This is a genomic window from Actinosynnema sp. NPDC049800 (genome assembly GCF_040656635.1).
Taxonomy (GTDB): domain Bacteria; phylum Actinomycetota; class Actinomycetes; order Mycobacteriales; family Pseudonocardiaceae; genus Actinosynnema.
The window spans coordinates 40,827-62,695 of record NZ_JBFAMT010000005.1 but is presented as its reverse complement, the minus strand read 5'-3'; the positions used below and the strand labels follow the sequence as shown (position 1 = coordinate 62,695).

General features: G+C 72.2%; 18 protein-coding genes and 1 pseudogene. 12 read left to right on the top strand and 7 right to left on the bottom strand.

Translation table 11 applies throughout. The annotated features are described in order from the left end of the window. Window positions 1-32 precede the first annotated feature (32 nt). From pdxR to AB0I91_RS08900, 4 genes are all read left to right on the top strand, one after another. Window positions 33-1,400 (top strand): MocR-like pyridoxine biosynthesis transcription factor PdxR, encoded by a 1,368-nt coding sequence (pdxR, locus tag AB0I91_RS08915; protein WP_498774207.1) that lies wholly within the window; start codon window positions 33-35, stop codon window positions 1,398-1,400. A gap of 37 nt (window positions 1,401-1,437) precedes the next feature. Then, complete coding sequence (locus AB0I91_RS08910; protein WP_498774205.1) at window positions 1,438-3,012, top strand: ATP-dependent DNA ligase; 1,575 nt, start codon at window positions 1,438-1,440, stop codon at window positions 3,010-3,012. Window positions 3,013-3,639: 627 nt separating this feature from the next. Next, on the top strand, window positions 3,640-5,079 hold the full coding sequence (locus AB0I91_RS08905) for a GuaB1 family IMP dehydrogenase-related protein (RefSeq protein ID WP_498774203.1): 1,440 nt from the start codon (window positions 3,640-3,642) through the stop codon (window positions 5,077-5,079). Between the two features lie 139 nt (window positions 5,080-5,218). Next, window positions 5,219-5,944, top strand: coding sequence for a Pr6Pr family membrane protein (locus tag AB0I91_RS08900; RefSeq protein WP_498774201.1), 726 nt, complete (start codon window positions 5,219-5,221; stop codon window positions 5,942-5,944). On the opposite strand, the gene phoH2 is transcribed toward AB0I91_RS08900, so the two are convergent. Beyond that, window positions 5,932-7,221, bottom strand: coding sequence for an RNA 5'-3' helicase PhoH2 (phoH2, locus tag AB0I91_RS08895; RefSeq protein ID WP_499616966.1), 1,290 nt, complete (start codon window positions 7,219-7,221; stop codon window positions 5,932-5,934). The two genes, AB0I91_RS08900 and phoH2, sit on opposite strands and share 13 nt — an antisense overlap. Before the next feature lie 494 nt (window positions 7,222-7,715). Continuing rightward, complete coding sequence (locus tag AB0I91_RS08890; protein WP_499636224.1) at window positions 7,716-8,954, bottom strand: DUF885 domain-containing protein; 1,239 nt, start codon at window positions 8,952-8,954, stop codon at window positions 7,716-7,718. Window positions 8,955-9,185: 231 nt separating this feature from the next. Between AB0I91_RS08890 and AB0I91_RS08885 the strand changes: the two genes are divergently transcribed. Together AB0I91_RS08885 and AB0I91_RS08880 are read left to right on the top strand one after the other, a co-directional pair. Further along, window positions 9,186-9,503 (top strand): hypothetical protein, encoded by a 318-nt coding sequence (locus tag AB0I91_RS08885; RefSeq protein WP_498774195.1) that lies wholly within the window; start codon window positions 9,186-9,188, stop codon window positions 9,501-9,503. A 331-nt stretch (window positions 9,504-9,834) separates the two neighbouring features. Next, window positions 9,835-10,191, top strand: coding sequence for a hypothetical protein (locus tag AB0I91_RS08880; RefSeq protein WP_499636220.1), 357 nt, complete (start codon window positions 9,835-9,837; stop codon window positions 10,189-10,191). Window positions 10,192-10,290: 99 nt separating this feature from the next. On the opposite strand, the gene AB0I91_RS08875 is transcribed toward AB0I91_RS08880, so the two are convergent. Next, window positions 10,291-11,070: an isoprenyl transferase gene (locus tag AB0I91_RS08875; protein ID WP_498774191.1), complete on the bottom strand. Its 780-nt coding sequence runs from the start codon at window positions 11,068-11,070 to the stop codon at window positions 10,291-10,293. A gap of 81 nt (window positions 11,071-11,151) precedes the next feature. Here AB0I91_RS08875 and trhA point away from each other — a divergent pair, with 81 nt between their 5' ends. Further along, entirely contained in the window at window positions 11,152-11,823 is a 672-nt protein-coding gene (gene trhA, locus AB0I91_RS08870) for a PAQR family membrane homeostasis protein TrhA (protein WP_498774189.1), read from the top strand. Window positions 11,824-11,970: 147 nt separating this feature from the next. Beyond that, window positions 11,971-12,225: a hypothetical protein gene (locus tag AB0I91_RS08865; protein ID WP_498774170.1), complete on the top strand. Its 255-nt coding sequence runs from the start codon at window positions 11,971-11,973 to the stop codon at window positions 12,223-12,225. 284 nt (window positions 12,226-12,509) lie between these two features. On the opposite strand, the gene abmR is transcribed toward AB0I91_RS08865, so the two are convergent. Beyond that, window positions 12,510-13,067, bottom strand: a complete 558-nt coding sequence (gene abmR, locus AB0I91_RS08860; protein WP_499636218.1) for an ATP-binding transcription factor AbmR — start codon at window positions 13,065-13,067, stop codon at window positions 12,510-12,512. 75 nt (window positions 13,068-13,142) lie between these two features. Next, a complete protein-coding gene (locus AB0I91_RS08855; RefSeq protein ID WP_499636216.1) occupies window positions 13,143-15,110 on the bottom strand; it encodes a thioredoxin domain-containing protein in 1,968 nt (655 codons plus the stop codon). 68 nt (window positions 15,111-15,178) lie between these two features. Here AB0I91_RS08855 and AB0I91_RS08850 point away from each other — a divergent pair. Both AB0I91_RS08850 and AB0I91_RS08845 read left to right on the top strand, forming a co-directional pair. After that, window positions 15,179-15,904 (top strand): annotated as a pseudogene (locus AB0I91_RS08850) (metallophosphoesterase); the annotation flags it as partial. Between the two features lie 16 nt (window positions 15,905-15,920). Beyond that, window positions 15,921-19,460: a S1 family peptidase gene (locus AB0I91_RS08845; protein WP_499636213.1), complete on the top strand. Its 3,540-nt coding sequence runs from the start codon at window positions 15,921-15,923 to the stop codon at window positions 19,458-19,460. Here AB0I91_RS08845 and AB0I91_RS08840 read toward each other — a convergent pair. Both AB0I91_RS08840 and mca read right to left on the bottom strand, forming a co-directional pair. Continuing rightward, a complete protein-coding gene (locus tag AB0I91_RS08840) occupies window positions 19,457-19,759 on the bottom strand; it encodes a hypothetical protein (RefSeq protein WP_499636210.1) in 303 nt (100 codons plus the stop codon). The genes AB0I91_RS08845 and AB0I91_RS08840 overlap by 4 nt on opposite strands. Next, window positions 19,756-20,637, bottom strand: a complete 882-nt coding sequence (gene mca, locus AB0I91_RS08835) for a mycothiol conjugate amidase Mca (RefSeq protein ID WP_498774161.1) — start codon at window positions 20,635-20,637, stop codon at window positions 19,756-19,758. The genes AB0I91_RS08840 and mca overlap by 4 nt, the downstream gene beginning before the upstream one ends. Before the next feature lie 110 nt (window positions 20,638-20,747). On the opposite strand from mca, the gene AB0I91_RS08830 reads away from it, so the two are divergent. Beyond that, window positions 20,748-21,158: a DUF4307 domain-containing protein gene (locus AB0I91_RS08830; RefSeq protein ID WP_498774159.1), complete on the top strand. Its 411-nt coding sequence runs from the start codon at window positions 20,748-20,750 to the stop codon at window positions 21,156-21,158. Between the two features lie 185 nt (window positions 21,159-21,343). Further along, the gene (gene greA, locus AB0I91_RS08825; protein ID WP_053719387.1) at window positions 21,344-21,838 is read left to right on the top strand and encodes a transcription elongation factor GreA; all 495 of its coding nucleotides are present in this window, start codon (window positions 21,344-21,346) and stop codon (window positions 21,836-21,838) included. Window positions 21,839-21,869 lie beyond the last annotated feature (31 nt).

Genomic DNA, 21,869 nt, shown 5'->3' with positions numbered 1-21,869 from the left:
CGACCAGTGGTCCAGGCTTAAGCTCCACTTCAATGGCTGCCAACTGGACCACTTACCGCGAGCTCCTCCTCCCCGCCCCGAACGGCAGACGCGCGGTGGAGTCCGAGCTGCGCCGCGCCGTGCGCGACGGGCGGCTCGCGCCGGGCACCCGCCTGCCGTCCAGCCGCGACCTGGCCGCCCAGCTCGGCGTCGCCCGCGGCACGGTCACCTCCGCCTACGCCCAGCTCATCGGCGAGGGCTACCTGACCGCGCGGCGCGGCTCCGGCACCACCGTGACGGCCACCGTCACGTGGCCGGACGCCGCCGCCGACACCGAGCCCGCGCCGAGGTTCCGCTACGACCTGAAGCCCGGCGTGCCCGCGCTGAGCGCGTTCCCCCGCGACGAGTGGTCGCAGGCGCAGAAGACGGCGTTGGCGGACCTGTCCACCGACGACCTCGGCTACCCCGACCCGGCCGGTTTCGGCCCCCTGCGCCGCGAGCTGGCGGACTACCTCGGCCGGGTGCGCGCGGTGGCGGCGCGACCGTCCGAAGTGGTCGTGACCAACGGCGCGGCGGAGGGGATCTCGTTGCTGGGCCGGGTCCTGCACGCGGCCGGGCACCGCAGCGTCGCCGTCGAGGACCCCAGCCACTTCGGGGCCTCGGAGATGCTCGCGTCGCACGGGCTGGCGATCCGGCCGATCCCCGTCGACTCGGACGGGTTGCGCGTCGACGTGCTGTCCACAACGGACTGCCGCGCGGTGTTCGTCACGGCGGCGCACCAGTTCCCGTTGGGCGTCGTGCTGCATCCGGAACGGCGGCGCGCGCTGTTGGCGTGGGCGCGCGCGTGCGACGGGTTGGTGGTGGAGGACGACTACGACGCCGAGCACCGCTACGACCGGCCGGCCCTGGGCGCGATGCAGGCGCTCGACCCGACGCGGGTGGTGTACCAGGGCAGCGCGAGCAAGGTGCTCGCGCCCGCGTTGCGGCTGGGGTGGCTGGTGCTGCCGCCCGCGTTGCGCGACGTCGTGGTGGACCGCAAGCGGTTGGACGACCTGGGCACGGGGACGTTGCACCAGGCGGCGTTCGCCCGGCTGCTCGGCGCCGGCGGGTACGACCGGCACCTGCGGCGCACCCGCCAGCTGTACCGGGCGCGGCGGGACGCGCTGCTGGCGGCGCTGCGGGCCGTGCTGCCGGGGTGGGAGCCGATCGGGGTGGCGGCCGGGCTGCACGTGGTCGTGCGGCTGCCCGACGGGACGGACGACGTGGCGTTGCGGGAGCGGCTGGCGCGGCGCGGGGTGAACGCGCCGGCGTTGGCCGACTACGCGCGCACGCCGACGTTCCCGGGGCTGGTGCTCGGGTACGCGGCGTTGACGCCGGACCGGCTGCGGGAGGCCGTCGCGGAGCTGCGCGCGGCCGGCTGACCGGTTTTTGTCGGTGCTCGGGTGCACCATGGTCACCGTGCTGTTCGCCGAAGTCGTCGAGACGTCCGCCGCCGTGGCGGCGACGCGCTCCCGTTTGGCCAAGGTCGCCGCCCTGGCCGAGCTGGTGCGCCGGATGAGCACGCCCGCGGTGGTGTCGTTCCTCGTCGGCGTGCCCAGCCAGGGTCGGATCGGCGCGGGGTGGCGCACCGTGTTCGACCTGGACGTCCCGCCCGCGCCGGAGCCTTCGCTGACGGTGTCCGAGGTGGACGCGGCGCTGGGCGCGTTCGCGTCGATCGGCGGGAAGGGGTCCGCCGCTCGGCGGGCGGAGGCGCTGACCTCGCTGTTCGGCCGGGCCACGGCGGCCGAGCAGGATTTCCTGCGCCGGCTGCTGACGGGTGAGCTGCGTCAAGGCGCCCTCGAAGGGGTGATGCTGGACGCGATCGCGCGGGCCGGTGACGTGCCCGGCGAGGTGGTGCGGCGGGCGTTCATGCTGTCGGGATCGCTGCCGGGGACGGCGGTGGCGGCGATGAGCGGTGAGGGCGCGTCGGCGGCGCTGGCCGCGTTCCGGCTGGAGGTGGGGCGGCCGGTGCGGCCGATGCTCGCGTCGCCGGCGGAGTCGCTGTCCTCGGCGTTGGCGGAGCTGGGGTCGTGCGTGGTGGAGCACAAGCTGGACGGCGCGCGGATCCAGGTGCACCGGTCGGGTGACGAGGTGCGGGTCTTCACGCGGACGTTGCGCGAGATCACCGGCACCGTGCCGGAGCTGGTGGAGCTGGTGCGGGCGCTGCCGTGCACGTCGGTGGTGCTCGACGGCGAGACGCTGGCGCTGAACGACGACGGCAAACCCCGGCCGTTCCAGGAGACGATGAGCCGGTTCGGGGCGCAGGACGTCCGGGAGCTGCTGCTCAGCCCGTTCTTCTTCGACTGCCTGCACGTGGACGGCGTGGATCTGCTGGACGAGCCGCTGGCCGTGCGGCTGGACGCGTTGCGCCGGGTGGCGGGGCCGCACGTCATCCCGGGGGTGGTGTCGCCGGCTTCGGAGGAGGTCGCGGCGCGGGTGCTGGACGAGGCGCTGGCCGGCGGGCACGAGGGCGTGATGGTGAAGTCGCTCGAGTCGGTCTACGCGGCTGGTCGGCGCGGGCGGGCGTGGCAGAAGGTGAAGCCGGTGCACACGCTCGACCTGGTGGTGCTCGGGGTCGAGTGGGGCAGCGGTCGGCGGCGGGGGCTGCTGTCGAACCTGCACCTGGGCGCGCGTGATCCCGACGGGGGTGCGCCGATCATGGTCGGCAAGACGTTCAAGGGGCTGACGGACGAGTTGCTGGCGTGGCAGACGCGTGAGTTGATGGCGATCGCGACGGAGAAGACCGACTGGGTGGTGATGGTGAGGCCGGAGCTGGTGATCGAGATCGAGCTGGACGGCGTCCAGGTCAGCCCCAGGTACCCGGGCGGCGTGGCCCTGCGCTTCGCCCGCGTCCTCCGCTACCGGCCGGACAAGGACGCCGGCGAAGCGGACACGATCGACGCCGTCCGCGCCCTGCTTCCCCAGACCAGACCCACCCCGCAGACCCGACCCACGCGACAGACCAGACCCACCCGACCAAACACGATCGAGTGATCATGGCCGGAAAATGTACGGAAACACTGTTACCGGCCCTCGGTTGAAACGAGGAGGAAACCAACCAACCCCGGCACGCGCCGCAACCCCCACCAACCCAACCCCCGACCCCCGACCACCCACTAACCCGACCCCCGGCCATCCACCCCCGACCCCTCGACCACCCACCCACCGGCCACCCGCCAACCCGACCAGCGACCAGCGACCAGCGACCAGCGACCAGCGACCAGCGACCAGCGACCAGCGACACCCCGCCAACCCAGCCACCGACCACTCCGCCACCCCACCCAGCCGCCCCGCCCAGCCGCACAGACCCGGCCTAGCCCACCGCGCCGCCAGGCCCAACCCGCCACGTCACGCAGCCCACCCAGCACATCGAGCCCGACGTGGCCGCGCCTGCCGCGAGCCCGACGTGGCCGGGCCTGCCGCCGATGACTTGGGCCGCACACTGCGCACAGCCGGGACAGCCGCCGTGGGCGTACGCCGTTCGTGTGCCCACCGGCAGGCGGCGGGACGGCCGCAGGATTGCGGGTTGGAGGAAGCTACAACCGCAGACCCGTAACGATCCCCCCGATGGTGCGTACAACCAGGGCGAACTCCCCCCGACGCGAGTACCGTTAAGTTCTCGTGCGGTTCATCGAAGGGCATCGGCCCAGCTACGACCTGACCTATGACGACGTCTTCCTCGTGCCCGGCCGATCGGCCGTCGACTCGAGGTTCGGCGTCGACTTGTCGACCTCCGACGGAACGGGGGCGACGATCCCGATCGTGGTCGCGAACATGACCGCGGTGGCGGGACGCCGGATGGCGGAAACCGTGGCGCGACGCGGCGGGCTGGTGGTCCTCCCGCAGGACGTGGCGCCGGAAGCGGTCGCGGAGATCGTCCAGTGGGTCAAGGCACGGCACACCGTGTGGGACACCCCGCTGACGTTGCACCCCGGCGACTCGGTCGCCGACGCGGTCAACCTCCTCCACAAACGGGCGCACGGCGCGGTGGTCGTGATCGACGACGACGGCCGCCCCACGGGCGTCGTGGACGAGGCGGCGTGCGCGGGCGTCGACCGGTTCACCCGGTTGCACGACGTGGCCGACGACCGCATCGTCACCCTTCCGTTGGACACCCCTCCGCGTGAAGTCTTCGACCGGCTCCACGGCGGCACCCAGCGGGTCGCGCTCGGCGTCGACGCCGACGGACGCCTCCGCGGCGTGATGACCAGCCTGGGCGCCCTGCGCGCCGACGTCTACCAACCCGCCCTCGACCACGCGAACAAGCTCCGCGTCGCCGCCGCCATCGGCGTGAACGGCGACGTCACCGCCAAGGCCGAGCACCTCCTCCAAGCCGGCGTCGACACGCTCGTCGTCGACACCGCCCACGGCCACCAGGAGAAGATGCTCGCCGCCCTCAAGGCCGTCCGCGAGGCACGTCCCACCGTCCCGGTCGTCGCCGGCAACGTCGTCACCGCCGAAGGCGTCCGCGACCTGGTCGAAGCGGGCGCGGACATCGTCAAGGTCGGCGTCGGCCCGGGCGCGATGTGCACCACCCGCATGATGACCGGCGTCGGCCGCCCGCAGTTCTCCTCCGTCGCCGAGTGCGCCGCCGAAGCACGCAGGCTCGGCAAGCACGTCTGGGCCGACGGCGGCATCCGCCACCCGCGCGACGTCGCCCTCGCCCTCGCCGCCGGCGCGTCCAGCGCCATGATCGGCTCCTGGTTCGCCGGCACCTACGAGTCGCCCGGCGACCTCCAGCGCGACGAGCAGGGCCGCCTCTTCAAGGAGTCGTTCGGCATGGCGTCCAAGCGCGCCGTGTCCGCCCGCACCCGCACCGACAACGCGTTCGACCGCGCCAAGAAGGGCCTGTTCGAGGAGGGCATCTCCACCTCGCGCATGCGCCTGGACCCGAACAGCCCCGGCGTGGAGGACCTGCTCGACGCCATCACGGCGGGCGTCCGCAGCTCCTGCACCTACGCCGGCGCGCAGACCCTGGAGGAGTTCCACGCCAAGGCGACCGTCGGCGTGCAGAGCGCGGCCGGTTTCGCCGAAGGCCGCCCGCTCCCCTCGGGCTGGTGATCCCGCCACACCCGATCGACCGCCGTGGACGACCACCGCGGCGCACGGCTTCCCACCAGGGCCCCGCCGACGCCCGGCGCGGCCCTGGTGGGAAGCGGCTCGACTAGCAGGACCGGTGCCCCGACCCGATGATCGGGCGATGAGCACCGCACCGCGCCCCACCACCCGGCACACCGGCTCACGGGTGTGGCACGGCGTGCTGGCGGCCGTGATCGCCGCGTCCCTGATCACCCAACTGGTGTTGCTGTTCACCGGTGGGGCGGACGTCAACACCGGCGACACCACGGCCCACGTGACGCTGGGTGTCCGTCTCGTCCGCCTGTTCAGCTACTTCACCATCCAGAGCAACCTGTTCGTGCTCGTCGTCGCGATCACCCTGGTCTTGGACCCGGCCCGGGACGGCCGCGGCTGGCGGGTGGCCCGCCTCGACGCGCTCCTCGGCATCACGATCACCGGCGTCGTGTTCGCCCTCGTGATCGCGCCGCTGGTGGACGACCCCGTCGGCATCGCCTGGTGGGTGAACCTCGGCTTCCACCAGCTGTCGCCGGTGCTGGCGGTGCTCGGCTGGCTGCTGTTCGGCCCCCGACCGCGGGTCGACCGCGCCACCGTCGCCCAGGCGCTGCTCGTCTGGCCCGTCCTGTGGATCGCCTACACGTTCGCCCACGGCGCGATCACCGACTGGTACCCGTACCCGTTCCTCGACGCCACCGAGCTCGGCTTCGCCGCCGCCCTGCGCAACGCCCTGCTCGTGCTGGTCGCCGCCGCGGTCCTGGCCTGGCTCGCGGCGCTCGTCGACCACAAGCTGAAGGCCGCCCCGGTCACGGCGACCGGGGCGGCCTCGGCGTCGGACCGTCAGGAGGCGTAGTCCTCCAGCATCTCGGTGACCAGCGCGGCGATCGGCGAGCGCTCCGACCTCGTCAACGTGACGTGCGCGAACAGCGGGTGGCCCTTCAGCTTCTCGATGACCGCCGCCACGCCGTCGTGCCGCCCGACGCGCAGGTTGTCACGCTGCGCCACGTCGTGCGTGAGCACCACCCGCGAGTTGGCACCCAACCGCGACAGCACGGTCAGCAGCACGTTGCGCTCCAGCGACTGCGCCTCGTCCACGATCACGAACGAGTCGTGCAGGGACCGGCCGCGGATGTGGGTCAGCGGCATGACCTCCAGCATGCCGCGGTCCATGATCTCCTCGACGACGTCCTGGCTGACCAGCGCGCCGAGGGTGTCGAACACCGCCTGCGCCCACGGCTGCATCTTCTCGCTCTCGGAACCGGGCAGGTAGCCCAGTTCCTGGCCGCCCACCGCGTACAGCGGGCGGAAGACCACGACCTTGCGGTGCTGGCGGCGTTCCATGACCGCCTCCAGGCCCGCGCACAGCGCGAGCGCCGACTTGCCGGTGCCGGCCCGTCCGCCCAGCGAGACGATGCCGACCTCGGTGTCGAGCAGCAGGTCCAGCGCCACGCGCTGCTCGGCCGACCGACCGTGCAGCCCGAACGCCTCGCGGTCGCCGCGCACCAGCCGCAGCTGCTTGTCCGGCGTGACCCGGCCCAACGCGCTCGACGTGCCCGCCAGCAGCCGCAACCCGCTGTGGCACGGCAGCTCGGCCACGTGCGCGAGGTCGAACAGCGCCGGGTCGATCACGGTGTCGCGGTAGAGCGCGTCCACCACGGCCTGGTCGACGTCCACGTCGGACATCCCGGAGTAGCCGGACAACGTGACGTCGTGCGCCCGGTACTCCTCGGCGGCCAGGCCGACCGCGCCCGCCTTGACCCGCAGCGGCATGTCCTTGGTGACCAGCGTGACGGCGTTGCCCTCGGCCGCGAGGTTGAGCGCGCAGGCCAGTATGCGGGCGTCGTTGGAGTCCGTGCGGAAACCCGCGGGCAGCACCTCCGGGTCGGAGTGGTTGAGCTCGACGCGCAACGTGCCGCCGTCCTCGCCGATCGGGACCGGGTGGTCCAGCCGGCCGTGGCGCAGTCGCAGGTCGTCGAGCAGGCGCAACGCCTCCCTGGCGAACCAACCCAGCTCCGGGTGGTGCCGCTTGCCCTCCAGCTCGCTGATCACCACGAGCGGCAGCACGACCTCGTGCTCGGCGAACCGCGTGGTGGCCAGGGGGTCGGAGAGCAGCACGGACGTGTCCACCACGTACGTGTTGGTCGTCGGCGCGCCACGGCGCCGGGAAGTGCTGCGCGATGAGCCTGAGGAACGGCTCGCGGGTCGTCGTGCGTTCACGGCAACTCCCTCACGAACGCGGCACCCGCGTCCGCTCCTCGCTGGGCCAGGCACCACCCCGATCGACCGGACCGCCTCCGCTAGCTGGAGGCGCGCCGGTCACGAGGGCCGGGTGCCGGCCCCCTCGCGCTCATCACCGCCGGCGGAACCGGCGATACGACGACAGCCACGATCAGGGCCTCCCTGCGCGGTCCGCAGTGGACGCGTCCCGCCAACCGGAAGTTACCTCCGCAGGTCCCTCTTATGCAGGCAGCCACACAGGTGATTCGTCAATTCGTCACCCCGCCGCAAACTGGCGAAAGACGGCCGCGGAGGGTGCGCGCGGAGGACCCGGGGCCGTCACATCGGCGCAATCCGACGTCGTCCACGCAGCTCAGGGCACGTGCGGCCGGACGTGGCGCGGTCCGTCACCCAGGGTCGCGGGACAACCAGGGCACCCCGGCCGAGACCTCTGCCGCCAACGTCGCCGGCACCAGTGGTTCGTCAAGAAGTCTCAGGTACCGGTCGCTCAAGGTGTCCGTCCGGGCGCGGAGGTCGAGCCACGCGCGGACCAGGCGCACACCCTCGACGTACGTCGTCGTGTACGCCCGCCACAGAGGGTCACCGAGGAACCGCAGCATGTGGCGGGCACGGCGTTCGGGAACCAGCAGCCACCGGCACAGGAAGTCCACCACGTCATCCGGATGGGCACGCCGGTCGTGCAGCATCAGGGCGGCGTCCTGACGCACGGTGAGCAGCCCGGAGAGGGCGTTCTCCACCCGTTCGGCCAGCTCGCCGTCCATCCGGAGGCCGAGGTCGGCCATGATCTCCTCGGCCCAGCGGCCCCAGCCGGCGCCGACCACGGCGTGCAGGCCGAGCTCGGCCATGCCCTCGGCCATCAGGCACTGCGGCGTGTTGATCAGGAACAACGCCTGCTCGGCGTGCCCGCGCTTGCCGACCAGGCCCACCTCCTTGCGGCAGTGCTCGGTGTGGTGGCCGGGGTAGGACTCGTGGGCGACCAGGTGCGGCAGGTTCGACATCCGGTGGCCGAGGTCGGCGTTGATCGCCACGCGCGAGCGGAAGCCGCCCAGGTAGTAGTTGAAGCCGCTCCACGGCTTGTCGGTGACGACCTCGTACTCCACCACCTCGTTCGCGGGCAGCTCGAACCGCTGCCGCACGCGGTCGCGCAGCGCGCTGGACAGCGCGTGCACCGTGTCCTTGAGCCGACGCGGCGGCACCTCGTCGAGCGCGCGGTGGTCGGCGAGCCGTTCGGCCAGCGAGCCGGAGCCGGGCAGCAGGTCGTCCAGCGCGGCGTGCGCGCGGCTGTAAGTGTCCGTGTGACCTGGGCGGATGTCGACCTGGAAGTACGCGCGCACCTCCTCCACGAAGCCGACGCGCACCCCGGCGAGCTTGCGCGCGATGGTCTCGGCGGCCACCAGGTGGGCGTCCAGGAAGCGCTTGCGCTCGGGCTCCAGGTCGGCGCCGGGCAGCTCGCGGCGCAGCAGCGCGGCCCGCTCGGTCAACGCCACGGGGTGCGGCCTCGGCTCCACGTCGACGGCCCGGCGCAGCGCGCGGTCGCCGGTGAAGGAGTCGACCAGCCCCGGCGACAGCCGGTCCAGCCTCAGCCCGAGCAGCAGGTACTCACGCACGATCCGGTCGCCGTCCACGGACTGAAGACCATACGAGATGACCGCCCGGTTTACCACAGCCGAACCGCGCGGACGAATTCAGACCCGAAAAGACACCACAATGGGGGACGCCCACGTTCGGCGGATCACACAATCGTGTTATCGAGATCCACACGGGGGCGGATGTTCGGTAGTTTGCCGATCAGACGGCAGGTCCGGCTTCCGGGCCGCGCCGGATCGTCCGGGGAAACCCGCAAAGAGGAGTGTGAAGTGCTGAAGAAGGCAGGTACGCTCGCCGCGATCGTGGCCGGACTGACGCTGATCGGCGCCCCGGCGTTCGCCGTGAGCGGCGAACCCCACGAGGAGGAGAACGGCCACGGATCCGAACAGGGCTTCACCCTCGTGAACGACGACGACGGCAGCGGGAACGTCGTCGACCAGTTCGGCCTGCTCAACTTCGGCAACGACTCCGATGTCGCGAGCGGCCTGAACGTCTGCGAGATCGAGGTCAACGCCGTCCTGGGCATCCCGATCCTGTCGAACAACGACGAGAGCCTGTGCGCCGTCGCGGACGACGACGGCAACTGAGGTCCCTCCCCTCCGCCAGGCCGACGGGCGCGCCGAGGTCGCCGAACGACGACCGAGGACGTGCGCACCGCCGAATAACCGGATAGCGCGCAATACCGTTGGATATGACGACGCGAGTACGTGGGCGCGATGTCCGGATTTCTACCCCGAGAGCCATGCCGAATATACATCGTTCACACGATGGTGTTCATCCGGGTGCAATCCACAACGCCAGCAAGTAAATTACCGGAGCGAGGGCAAACCGCCTGAGCCGCAGACTCCCCGAATGCTCGGAACGCGCGAGCAAGGTTATGGGCGTCACATCAATTCCCCACTAGAGGAGTGTGTTTACATGTTCAAGAAGGCAGGTGCCGTCGCCATCGCCGCGGCCGGTCTCATGCTGTTGGGCTCCCCCGCGTTCGCGACGCCGCACGGTGACTACGACGACGGCCACTACACCGCTGTCGGCGAGTACCACAACCAGCAGTACTTCGAGGACGACTCGGACGAGGACACGGTCGCCGACCAGTTCGGCCTCATCAACTTCGGCAACGACTCCGACCTGCTGAGCCAGGTCAACATCTGCGAGGTCGAGGTCAACATCCTCGCGATCCCGATCCTCTCGAACAACGACGAGAGCTACTGCATCGCGACGGACAACGACGACAACGACTCGGAAGACGCCGGGGACAACCACTCGGAGGACTGAGCCCGGCCTGATGTTCTCGAGGGCGGCACTTCCCGGTCGGGGGGTGCCGCCCTCGGGCGTTCCCCGGCGATGGGCGACCGGCCGTCACCCGGCCCGGCGTCAGGAGCCGAAGCGGCGGTGCCGGACGGCGTAGTCGCGCAGGGCGCGCAGGAAGTCGGTGCGGCGGAACTCGGGCCAGTAGGCCTCGGTGAACCAGAACTCCGAGTGCGCGGACTGCCACAGCATGAAGCCCGACAGCCGCTGCTCGCCCGAGGTGCGGATGAGCAGGTCGGGGTCGGGCTGACCGGACGTGTAGAGGTGTTCGGCGATGTGGTCGACGTCCAGGACCTCGGCGAGCTCCTCGATCGTGCCGCCGGACTCGGCGTGCTTCTGCAGCAGCTTGCGGACCGCGTCGGCGATCTCCTGCCGGCCGCCGTAGCCGACCGCGACGTTGACCTCCAGGCCCGTGCGGCCCTTGGTGCGCAGTGCCGCCGCGGACAGCCGGGCGGCGGTCTCGGTCGGCAGCAGGTCCAGCGCGCCGACGTGCCGGATGCGCCACGGGTTACCGGGCTCGGCGAGCTCGTCGACGATGTCGGCGATGATGCCGAGCAGCGGGTCCAGTTCCTCGGCCGGCCGGTTGAGGTTGTCGGTGGACAGCATCCACAGCGTGACGACCTCGACCTCGGCCTCGCGGCACCAGCTCAGCAGTTCGAGGATCTTGCGCGCGCCGGCCCGGTGGCCGTGCGCGACGTCGTCGAAGCCCGCCTCCCGGGCCCACCGGCGGTTGCCGTCGAGCACCACGCCGACGTGGCGTGGTCGTTGCTTGCCGTCGAGCCATCGGTTGAGGCGGAACTCGTAACCCTTGAGCAGGACGCTCTTGACCTGTTCGCGAAGACCCACGCTGGAAGAGCGTACGCCGGGTGGGCGCGGTCACGCCGTCGTGTGCTGACCGGGTCACCTACGCTCCCGTAACCTCAGGGCGTGACCACGTCGACTCATAGCCCGCAGGCCGCGCTGCGGCCCCGCCTGCGGGGGTGGCTGCACCTCTGGTCGTTCGTGGTGTCCGTGGCGACGGGCGCGACGCTGATCGCCCTGGCCGCGGCCACCGTGTCGGCGAAGGCGGCGCTGGCGACGTCGGTGTACGGGGCGACCGTGCTCGGCCTGTTCGGCGTGAGCGCCCTGTACCACCGGGTGAACTGGGTCAGCGTGCGGGCGCGGACGTGGATGAAGCGCCTCGACCACTCGATGATCTTCGTCTTCATCGCCGGCACCTACACCCCGTTCGCGCTGCTGGCCATGCCGCCGGACACGGGCAACGTCGTGCTGCTCGTGGTGTGGCTCGGCGCGCTGGGCGGCGTGACGCTGAAACTGGCCTGGCCGCACGCCCCGAGGTGGCTCGGGGTGCCGATCTACATCGCCCTGGGCTGGGTGGCGGTCTTCGTCCTGCCCGACCTGCTGCACCACGTCGGCGTGGCGGCCTTGGTCCTGCTGCTGGTGGGCGGCCTGCTCTACACCGTGGGCGCCGTCTTCTACGCCTCCCGCTGGCCGAATCCCTGGCCGGAAGTCTTCGGCTACCACGAGTTCTTCCACGCGGCCACCGTGCTGGCGGCGCTGTGCCACTACATCGCCATCTGGTTCGCGATCTACTCCTGACCGGCGGTTTTGTGGTGAATCCGACCGGGCCCCGTGTTGACCTCCGCGATGGCCGTCCCCTTGGCGGCGACGGTCGCGCGGTTCCGCGGCTTGACCGAGCTGGGCACGGCTAGGTGGAGCGGCTAGCGTTCCGGGCGAGGGGGTGTCATGGACTTGATCAGCCGGTACCTCGACCTGGTGAACGACTACATGCGCAGCCACCCCGAGGAGCGGACGGGACAGGCCCACTACAACGCCCTACGGCTGGAGTGGCCGCACCTTCAGCACGAGATCGCGGGCACCGAGCGGGACTGCTTCAGCGATGACCGGCAGCTTCCCGCGTTCCTCGACTGGGTGGAGCGAGCCTTGACCGCCGAGGAGCGAGCCATCGAGGACGGGCAGAGCCGCGCTACGCAGGTGTAGCGACCGGTGTAGCAACGGGCGCGTGCCGCGTCGAACCACCGTGAACGGTCGCGGGCCGGCGACCTGCTGAAATGGCTTGGCTCGGACTGCTCCGGACACCGAGGCGCGGCCTTCGCCAACGCGAGACTGCACGGCTGGGAACACCAGGCGCAGGCATGTGAACGGGCACCACCTGACAAGAGGTGCTGACGATCTCGACCCGGCAGCCCTGGGGCGTCGAGACGCCCGGTGGAGGCGGATTCGTGGACACCCGTTTCCCGGGTTCGCCGGGAAACGGGTGGTTCTCACGCCAGGTCGGGGCCTTGGGCTCGTAGGTCGTCCACGCGGGTCATCGCGGCGCGCAGTTCGGTCAGCCACGAGTCCGCGTGCTCGCCCACCAGGCGCACGGCCCACGCCAGGGCCTCGGAACGTGAACGCGCCACGCCCGCGGCGACGAGAGTGTCCAGCACCATCCGCTCGGGCTGCCGCAGCCGCGTCATCACCGGCACCGAGAGGGTGGTGAACAGTTCTTCCGTATTTCCGATCCTGGCACCCCACGCGACCTTGCGCCGGTAGCGGTGTTCGGCTTGGCGGGCGATTTCGATCCGCTCGTCCCTCGTCTGCTCGCGGAAGCGGCTGATGCGGCCCGACTCGGCCGCCGCGCGCTCGGCGTCGTCCGCGAACGTGCCCTCCAACGGCGGCAGCGTGCCGACGACCAGGATCTCCTCCCGGTCCACCGTCACGACCGGCGCCCCGGTGAACCAGCCGTCGGGCAGCCTGCCGCCGAACCAGCCCGCCGCGTCGTCCGCGGGCGGCTGCTCGGCCTGCTGCCAGCCGCCCCTTCCTCCCCATCCACGTCGCATCTCGCACCACCTCGATTACATGATTACGACGATGCCGACGTTACGCCGACCACAACCGCACCGGTGGGCGGTTCGCTAGCGGTGGACAGCCAGGGCCTCCGTCAGCTCGGCCACCGACGTCACGGGCCGGTCGCACACGTACCCCTGGCAGACGTAGGCCGCCGCACGGCCGTCCACCAGCGGCCGGTCGGCCAGCAGCGGCGCGGAGTCCGGCGACCCCGCCACCACCACGCCGCCGCCGTGCACACCCCTCCACGCGGCGCTGACCAGCTCCGACGCGTCACCCACCACGGCGACCTGCACGGGCCCGAGCGCCAACGCCTCGGCGACGCTGAGCCAGTGCCCGGCGAAGCGGGGCTCCCGGGCGGCCAGCAGGCCGGCCCGGCCCAGTGCCGCCTCGGCCGCGTCGCGGTAGGTCGACGGCCCGCCCAGCACGGACGCCGTCACGAGCGCCGAGGCCAGCGCCGACGCGCCGGACGGGCTCGCGTTGTCCGACGGGTCCGACGGACGCTGCACCAACGCCTCGGCGTCGTCCGCCGTGTCGTAGTAGACCCCGGCCTCCTCCGCCGCGAACCGGGCCAGCGCGGTGTCCAGCAGTCCACAGGCGGCGGTGAACCACTTGACGTCGCCGGTCGCCTGGTGCAGGGCGAGCAGGCCGTCGGCGAAGCAGCCGTAGTCCTCCAGCACGCCCGCCGCCGTGCCCGCCACGCCGTTGCGCGACGTGCGCAGCAGCCGACCGTCGACCAGGTGCAGGTCCAGGACCAGCGACGCCGCCCGCACGGCCGCCTCCACCCACCGCGGCTCGCCGAACACCGCCCCCGCCTCCGCCAGCGCCACGATCGCCATGCCGTTCCACGCCGTCACGACCTTGTCGTCACGTCCCGGCTGCGGCCTGCGGTCGCGCGCCTCCAGCAGCTTCGCCGCGATCTCGTCGTCCGGCGTGCCGAGCATCCGCAACGTGGACGTGCCGTGCTCGAACGTGCCCTCGTCCGTCACGCCGTACAGCTCGGCGGCGCGCGCTCCGGTCGCCAACCCCAGCACCTGGACCAGCTGCGCGGGCGTCCACACGTACGTCGAACCCTCGACGCCCTCGGTGTCCGCGTCCAACGACGCCGCGAACCCGCCCTCGGCCGTGCCGAGGTCGCGGATCAGGAACTCGGCCGTCCCGCGGACGACCTGGCGGTACCGGGGGTTGTCGTCACGGCGGCTCAGGTGCGTGTACGCGCGCAGCAGCAAAGCGTTGTCGTACAACATCTTCTCGAAGTGCGGCACGACCCACGCCGCGTCCACGCTGTACCGCGCGAACCCGCCCGCGAGCTGGTCGTACAACCCGCCGTCCGCCATCGCGTCGCACGTCGTCCGCGCCATCGACAGCGCCTCGACCGACCCGGTCCGCTCGTGGTGGCGCAGCAGGAACTCCAGCACCATCGACGGCGGGAACTTCGGCGCGCCGCCGAAACCGGCGTTGGTCCGGTCGAAGTGCCCGAGCAGCGACACCACCGCACCGGCCAGCACCTCTTCGTCCACTGTGGACTGCGGGAGCGGCTTGAACGCCAACTGCGCCACGATCCCCGCCGCCGACTCGCGCACCTCGTCGCCCTGCTCGCGCCACGCGTGCTCGATGGCCTCCAGCACCTGGCGGAACGACGGCATGCCCTGGCGCGGCGTCGGCGGGTAGTACGTGCCCGCGTAGAACGGCTCGCCGTCGGGCGTGAGGAAGCACGTCATGGGCCAGCCGCCGTGCCCGCTGAGCGCCTGCGTGACGGCCATGTAGACCGCGTCCACGTCCGGCCGCTCCTCGCGGTCCACCTTCACGTTCACGAAGTGCTCGTTCATGTACGCCGCGGTGGCCTCGTCCTCGAACGACTCGTGCGCCATCACGTGGCACCAGTGGCACGCCGCGTACCCGATCGAGAGCAGCACCGGCACGTCCCGCTCGCGCGCCTCCTCGAACGCCTCCGGCGACCACGGGCGCCAGTGCACCGGGTTGTCGGCGTGCTGCAGGAGGTACGGGCTGGTCGAGGACGCGAGCCGGTTCGTCATGGCTCCACAGTAATTCCCGGACAACCGCCGGACTCGTCGATCAGACTGGGGTCATGGAGCCTTCCGCCGAGCCACTGCCGCACGACCTGCGCCACGAGACCGGGCCGTTCGACGTGGTCGGCGACGTGCACGGGTGCCGCGAGGAGCTCGTCGACCTGCTGGGCGAACTGGGCTACTCCGCCGAAGGGGCGCACCCGGAGGGGCGCAAGGTGGCGTTCCTCGGCGACCTCGTGGACCGGGGCCCGGACACGCCGGGCGTGCTGCGGCTCGTGATGGCCATGGTGGCGGCGGGCAACGCCGTCTGCGTGCGCGGCAACCACGAGGAGAAGCTGGTGCGGGCGTTGCAGGGGCGCCAGGTCCAGGTCAGCCACGGCCTGGAGCACTCGTTGGACCAACTCGCCCGCGAGACCGCGCGGTTCCGGGCCGAGGTGCTGGCGTTCTGCGACGCCCTGGTGCCGCACTACGTCCTGGACGGCGGCAAGCTCGTCATCGCCCACGCCGGGCTGCCCGAGCGCTACCACGGCCGCCAGTCGGAGCGGATGCGGTCGCTGGCGCTGTGGGGCGTCAGCACGGGCGAGCGCGACGCGCGCGGCTTCCCCGTCCGCTACCCGTGGGCGCAGGACTACCGCGGCGCCGCCATGGTCCTCTATGGACACACGCCGGTCGAGGAACCGGAGTGGGTGAACGGAACCCTGTGCCTGGACACCGGTTGCGTGTTCGGCGGCCGGCTCACCGCGCTGCGCTACCCCGAACGCGAACTGGTCTCCGTGCCCGCCCGTCGGACCTGGTACGAGCAGTAGGGTCGACGGGGTGCGCGCGAGCTACCGGGAACGCCCGCCCTGGTTGGGCCGGGTGGGTGACACCGGTGCCGGCGTGCTCGTCGCGCCGGAGCTGGTGCTCACGTGCTCGCACGTCGTGCCGCACCACCGGGTGGACGTGACGCTGGTCCACGCCGGGGTGACGGTCGCCGCGTCGGTCGAGTTCCGGGACGACGACGGCGACTTGGCCGTGCTGCGCCTGGACCGGCCGGTGGACGCCGTGTGCGCGCCCCTGCGCGCGCCGCCCGCGTTGAGCGACCACCCGTACGTGGTGCAGGGGTTCGCGGGCGGTCACCACACCGAGTCGCGCGGGCGGCTGGGCGGCCGGGTCGGTCCCGGTTGGGCGCAGCTGGAACACACCTCCGGCCACCGCATCGACCGGGGCTTCTCGGGCGCGCCGGTGTGGGACGACGTGCTGCGGGCCGTGGTCGGCATCGTGGTGACCGCGCACCAGGCCGTGGGCGGCGGCGCCATGATCCCGGTCGAGGAGATCACCCGGAGGTGGCCGCCCGGCGCGGGGTTCACCGGCTGGCGGGTCGACCTGGACGACGCCTTCGACACGCACTGGCTGCCGCGGGCGCGGGGCGTCGAGCCGCACGAGGCGACGGACGCGTGGCACTTCGTCGGCCGGCGCCGGGCGTTGACCGAGCTGGCGTCCTACCTGGGCGGACCGGCCGACGGCCGGGTGCGGGCGGTGGTCGGGAGCCCGGGCAGCGGCAAGAGCGCCGTGCTGGCCCGGACCCTCGTCCTGGCCGACCGCGCGGGCCGGCCCCTCGTGCCGCCGGACAGCCTGCCGCCCGACGTCGCGCTGCCGCCGGTGGGCAGCGTGACGGTGGCCGTGCACGCGCGCGGCAGGACGGTGGCCGACGTGGTGCGGGCGATCGCCGACGCGGCCGAGGTGGAGGCCGTCGACGCGGCCCAGCTGCTCCAGCGCTGCGGACCGGTCTCGGTCGTGGTCGACGCGCTGGACGAGGCGGCGGGCGACGCGCCGATGGCCATCGCCACCCTGCTGAACCGGCTGGCCGCGCACCCCGGGCGGCACGTCGTCGTCGGTACGCGGGTGGGCGCGCGGGGGTCGGCGTCGCACGCGTTGCAGGCCAGGCTCGGCAACCCGGTGGTGCTCGACCTCGACTCCGAGACCTACCTCGACCACCGGGACGTGGTCGCCTACGCGCAACGGCGGGTCGGCGACCCGGTGCGCGCGGCGGCGATCGCGGCGCACGCGGGCGGCAACTTCCTGATCGCGCAACTGGCGTGCCTGACCGACTCGGACCGGCTGCCGACCAGCGTCGGCGCGGCCGTGGACGACTACCTGACCGTGCGGTTCGAGGAGCCTCGGGTGGCGCGCGACCTGCTGCTGCCCCTCGCCCACGCCGAGGGCGGCGGCCTGCCCGAAGGTCCGCTGTGGTTGGCGCTGGCCACTGCGCTGAGTGGGGCCGACTACACGCCCCGCGACCTGCGTGCCGTGCTGACCTCGGCGGCGAGCTACCTGGTGGAGCAGGCGGGTGGCTCGTACCGGCTGTTCCACCAGGCGTTGGACGACGCGTTCCGCGCCGAGCGGCCGGGCGTGGAGCCGGTGGTCTACCGGACGCTGCGCGCGCAGGTCACCGAGTGGGAGGACGCGCCCGAGTACGTGCGGACGCACCTGGTCCAGCACGCCGCCGCCGCCGGTCGGCTGGACGAACTGGTGGAGGACCCCGGGTTCCTGGTCGTCGCGCCGCCGGAACGACTCGTGCCGCACCTGGCGCGCGTGACCTCCGAGCGTGCGCGCGTGCACGGGCGCGTCTACCGCAAGGCCAGTCACCACCTCGCCGACCTCGACCCGCGCGAGCGCGCGGCACGCCTCGCGTTGACGGCCCGGCAGCTGGGGTACGGGCGGTTCGCCGACCGGCTCGTGGCGCGGTTCGAGCCGCCATGGCGGCCGGACGTGCTCGGGTGGGAGGACGAGGGCTCCCAGCAGGTGCTCGCCCGGTTGCCGGCCGCCGACGACGTCGTGCTGTGGCTCGACGCTTCCGGTGAGCCGGCCGCGTTCACCCTCCACCGCGACCGCGCGGTGCTCCACCGGTTCCGCGATCACCGGCTGGTCCCGGTGTCGGAAGCGCCCGCGCACGTCGGCGTCCTGCCCCACGCGACCGCTCACGTAGTGCGCGAGGACGGGGCGGAGTTCGCCCTGACGGCCTCCTTCAGCGGAGAGCTGCGCAAGTGGTCGTTCACCGGCGGCCTGCGGGTGAACGGCTCGCTGGACGCCGTGCGCGTGCGGAGCCTGGCCGCGGTCTGCTCGGGCGACAGGCTGCTCGCGGTCGTCGCCGAGCGGGAGGAGGTGCTCCTGGTCGACTGGACCGCCGACGCGCCGGTCGTCGTGGACCGGGTCGTCGTCCGCGACGCGGTGTCCGGGCTCGTCGCGATGGGTGTACAGGACGGCGCGGTGTTCGTGGCGCACCAGGGCGACACCGCGCTGCGGTTGTACCGGGTGGTGGACGACCGGCTGACGCCGGTCGGGGAGCCGCTCGACAGCACGTGGCAGCCGTACCCGCTGCGGTTCGTCACCCGTCCCGACGGTCGCCTGCTGCTCCTGTGGGCGGGAGAGGCGCGCGTGACCTGCTACGGGGTCGGCGACCGAGGCCTGATCCGCGAATCGGTGGTCCGACGGCTGTTCGCGGGCGAGTTCGCCGACGCGCGGTTGGCCGACGGGCGGGTGGTCGTGGCGATCCGGGACGAGTTCGGCGCCATCTCGGTCTGGGCGCTGGGCGACAACCTGAGCCAGGTCGGCCCGGTCTGGCGCAACGACGCGATCAGCGTCGGCAAGATCGCGGCCGGCCTCGGACCGGGCGGACGTCCCGTGGTGCTGTCGGTGGACGCGGACCACCGGGTCCACCTGTGGGAAGTGGACGACGACCCACCGGAGCCGGACGAGCGCCGCTCTCCCCTGCCGCCGACGGCGATGCTCCCATCGGTGGTGCTCTTCACGACCGACGACGGACGGGTCGCGGCGGCGCCGACCCCCTGGTGGGACGGTTCGCACGCCGTCCTGGCCGAGCCGGGGCTGCCGCCGCTGCGCACGGCGTCGTGGCGGCGGTTCACGCGACGACGAGACGTCGTACGGCCGCGCTCGCACCGCGGCGGGCCGGAACTGCGGCTGTTCGCCCTGTCCGACCACGGCCGGCCGCGCGAGCTCGTCCCCCTGGCGGAGCGCGTCGACTTCGCCGCCGCCGACCCCGCCTGGATCCCGGTCACCGCCCGGCTTGCGTTGTACACGTGGACCGGCGACGACCTGACGCCGTGGGCGCCACCGTGGGCGGGGGTCGCCGGGCCGAGCACCAAGGCGGCGACGGCGTTGCGCGGCGGTCGGGCGTTCGTCGCGATCGGCGACGACGGCGGGACGGTGGTCGTGTGGTCCTGCCCGTCCGGTGGCCCGGCCCGCACCCTCGCGGCGGTCGACCTGGACTCGCCGGTGACCGACCTGATCTGGCACCCGGACGGCACGCTCGTGGTGTGGTGCCCCTCCGGGGTGCTCCGGTTCGACTTCGGCTAGTCGTCCTTCTTCGCGCCGCCGTTGCCGTTGCCCGCCTTCGCCTCGGGCTTGGCCTCCGGCTCGGACTCGGCCCCGGACTCGGGCTCGTCGAACGACGCGGGCAGCTTCTTCAGGTGCTTGCTCATCGACTTCACCAGGAAGACCACGGCGATGAAGAACAGCACCAGCACCAGCAGGCCCAGCGGGGAGGACTTGCCGAAGTCCTCCTGCTGGCCGCCCGGGTCCTTGTCCGTGGACGGCTGCTGGGCCAGGACGACCGCCGTGGTCTGCTCCCACGGGATCGGGTCGAACGAGGTCACGCGGTCACCCTCTCCCGGACGCCCGCGAACAGGTCGTCCTCGGGCACGGTGCTGTCGACCAGCGACCGCGCCAACTCGTACTCCTCCGTCGGCCACACCGAGCGCTGCATCTCCAGCGGCACGGCGAACCAGCGGCTCTCAGGGTCGATCTGGGTGGCGTGGGCCTTGAGGGCCTCGTCGCGCACCGGGAAGTAGTCGGCGCACTCGACGCGGGTGGTGACCCGCTCGATCACGTCCGGCTTGTCGGCGTCCCAGCCCGCCAGCCACTCGGCGTACGGGGACTCCTCGCCCACCGCGATCAGGGCCTCGTGGAACGCCATCAGCTTCGCGCGGGAGAACCCGTGCGAGTAGTACAGCTTCAGCGGCTGCCACGGCTCGCCCAGCTCGGGGTAGCGCTCGGGGTCGCCGGCCGCGTCGAACGCGGCGACCGACACCTCGTGGCAGCGGATGTGGTCGGGGTGCGGGTAGCCGCCGTTCTCGTCGTAGGTGACGATCACGTGCGGGCGGAACTCGCGGATCACCTCGACCAGCGGCGGCGTGGACTCCTCCAGCGGCACGAGCGCGAAGCAGCCCTCGGGCAGCGGCGGCAGCGGGTCGCCCTCGGGCAGGCCCGAGTCGACGAAGCCCAGCCAGCGGTGCTGCACGCCCAGGATCTCGGCGGCGCGGGCCATCTCCCCGCGGCGGATCTCGGCGATGTTCTCCAGCACGTCCGGGCGGTCCATGGCGGGGTTGAGGATGCTGCCCGCCTCACCGCCCGTGCAGGTCACGACCATGACCTCGTGGCCCTCGGCCACGTAGCGGGCCATCGTGGCGGCGCCCTTGCTGGACTCGTCGTCGGGGTGCGCGTGCACCGCCATCAGGCGCAGCTTCTCAACCATGACGGTGGTGCTCCTCCTCGCCCCTGCCGAACCTGTCTGGTCCGGCCCCTGCGACACTCAACGCGGTGGTCGAGGGACATTGTTCCCCACGGGCGGGAAGGTTTCGGACAGTGGCACTGCCGGAGGGTCGGTACGGCACACCGCGCAGGTCCCTGCCCAGGTGGGCGCGGTGGTCACTCCCCGTGATCGCGGTGCTGGTCGGCGGGGTCGTCGCGTGGGTCGGCTACCGCAACCTCGGCACGATGCCCGTCGAGGCCAAGCAGACCGCGTTCACCGTGGTCGACGACAGCACGGTCGAGATCACGTTCGAGGTGGTCAGGCAGACCCCGGAGCAGCCCGTGGTGTGCATCGTGCGCGCGCGTTCCCAGGACGGCGACGAGGCCGGCCGGCGGGAGGTCCTGGTCGCGCCGGGAGCCGACACCGTGCGGGCGACGACCGTGCTGCGGACGTCCAAACCACCGGTCACCGGCGAGGTCTTCGGCTGCTCCTACCAGGTTCCGGCGTACCTGTCCACGAGGTAGCGGCCAAGCGGGTGATCTGCGGCTTTAGGGGCGGATCCGGGAACAAAACGCCGTCGCCGAACGTTCTGGGTCTGTTACTCTGGCCTTTCAGCACGGCCCCGACGCGGGCCGTGTTTTTCCGTTCCGGGCTGGTGCGCCCGGGAACTGCCAGCCCACGCCGTGGGCCGGAGCAAGACGAGGAGTTGGTGACCGTGAGCGACACTGAGGTGACCTGGCTGACCCAGGAGGCCTACGACCGGCTCAAGGGGGAGCTGGACGAGATGATCGAGAATCGCCCGGTCATTGCTGCGGAGATCAACGCGCGTCGCGAGGAGGGTGACCTCCGCGAGAACGGCGGGTACCACGCGGCCCGCGAGGAGCAGGGCAAGCAGGAGGCCCGCATCCGCCAGCTGCAGGAGCTGCTGAGGGTCGCCAAGGTCGGCGAGGCGCCCACGGTGACGGGCGTCGCGGCGCCCGGCATGGTGCTCACTGTGCGTTACGACGGTGATGACGAGACGGAGGAGTTCCTGCTCGCCACCCGTGAAGAGGGCGCGCACGGCGCCCTCGAGGTCTACTCCCCGTCGTCGCCGCTGGGCAAGGCGCTGCTCGGCGCGAAGGAGGGCGAGGCTCGTCAGTACGAGCTGCCCAACGGCAGCACGATGAAAGTCACGCTGATCAAGGCCGTGCCGTACGCCGGCTGACCCCCAGGACACCGGGAGGGCGGCCACCACG

Excerpts from the sequence above, each read along its gene's own strand:
- AB0I91_RS08880 (WP_499636220.1), top strand. The coding sequence starts at position 9,835 with ATGTTCAAGAAGGCAGGTGCCGTCGCCATCGCCGCGGCCGGTCTCATG.
- AB0I91_RS08855 (WP_499636216.1), bottom strand. The coding sequence starts at position 15,110 with ATGACGAACCGGCTCGCGTCCTCGACCAGCCCGTACCTCCTGCAGCAC.
- AB0I91_RS08900 (WP_498774201.1), top strand. The coding sequence starts at position 5,219 with ATGAGCACCGCACCGCGCCCCACCACCCGGCACACCGGCTCACGGGTG.
- abmR (WP_499636218.1), bottom strand. The coding sequence starts at position 13,067 with ATGCGACGTGGATGGGGAGGAAGGGGCGGCTGGCAGCAGGCCGAGCAG.
- pdxR (WP_498774207.1), top strand. The coding sequence starts at position 33 with ATGGCTGCCAACTGGACCACTTACCGCGAGCTCCTCCTCCCCGCCCCG.
- AB0I91_RS08865 (WP_498774170.1), top strand. The coding sequence starts at position 11,971 with ATGGACTTGATCAGCCGGTACCTCGACCTGGTGAACGACTACATGCGC.
- mca (WP_498774161.1), bottom strand. The coding sequence starts at position 20,637 with ATGGTTGAGAAGCTGCGCCTGATGGCGGTGCACGCGCACCCCGACGAC.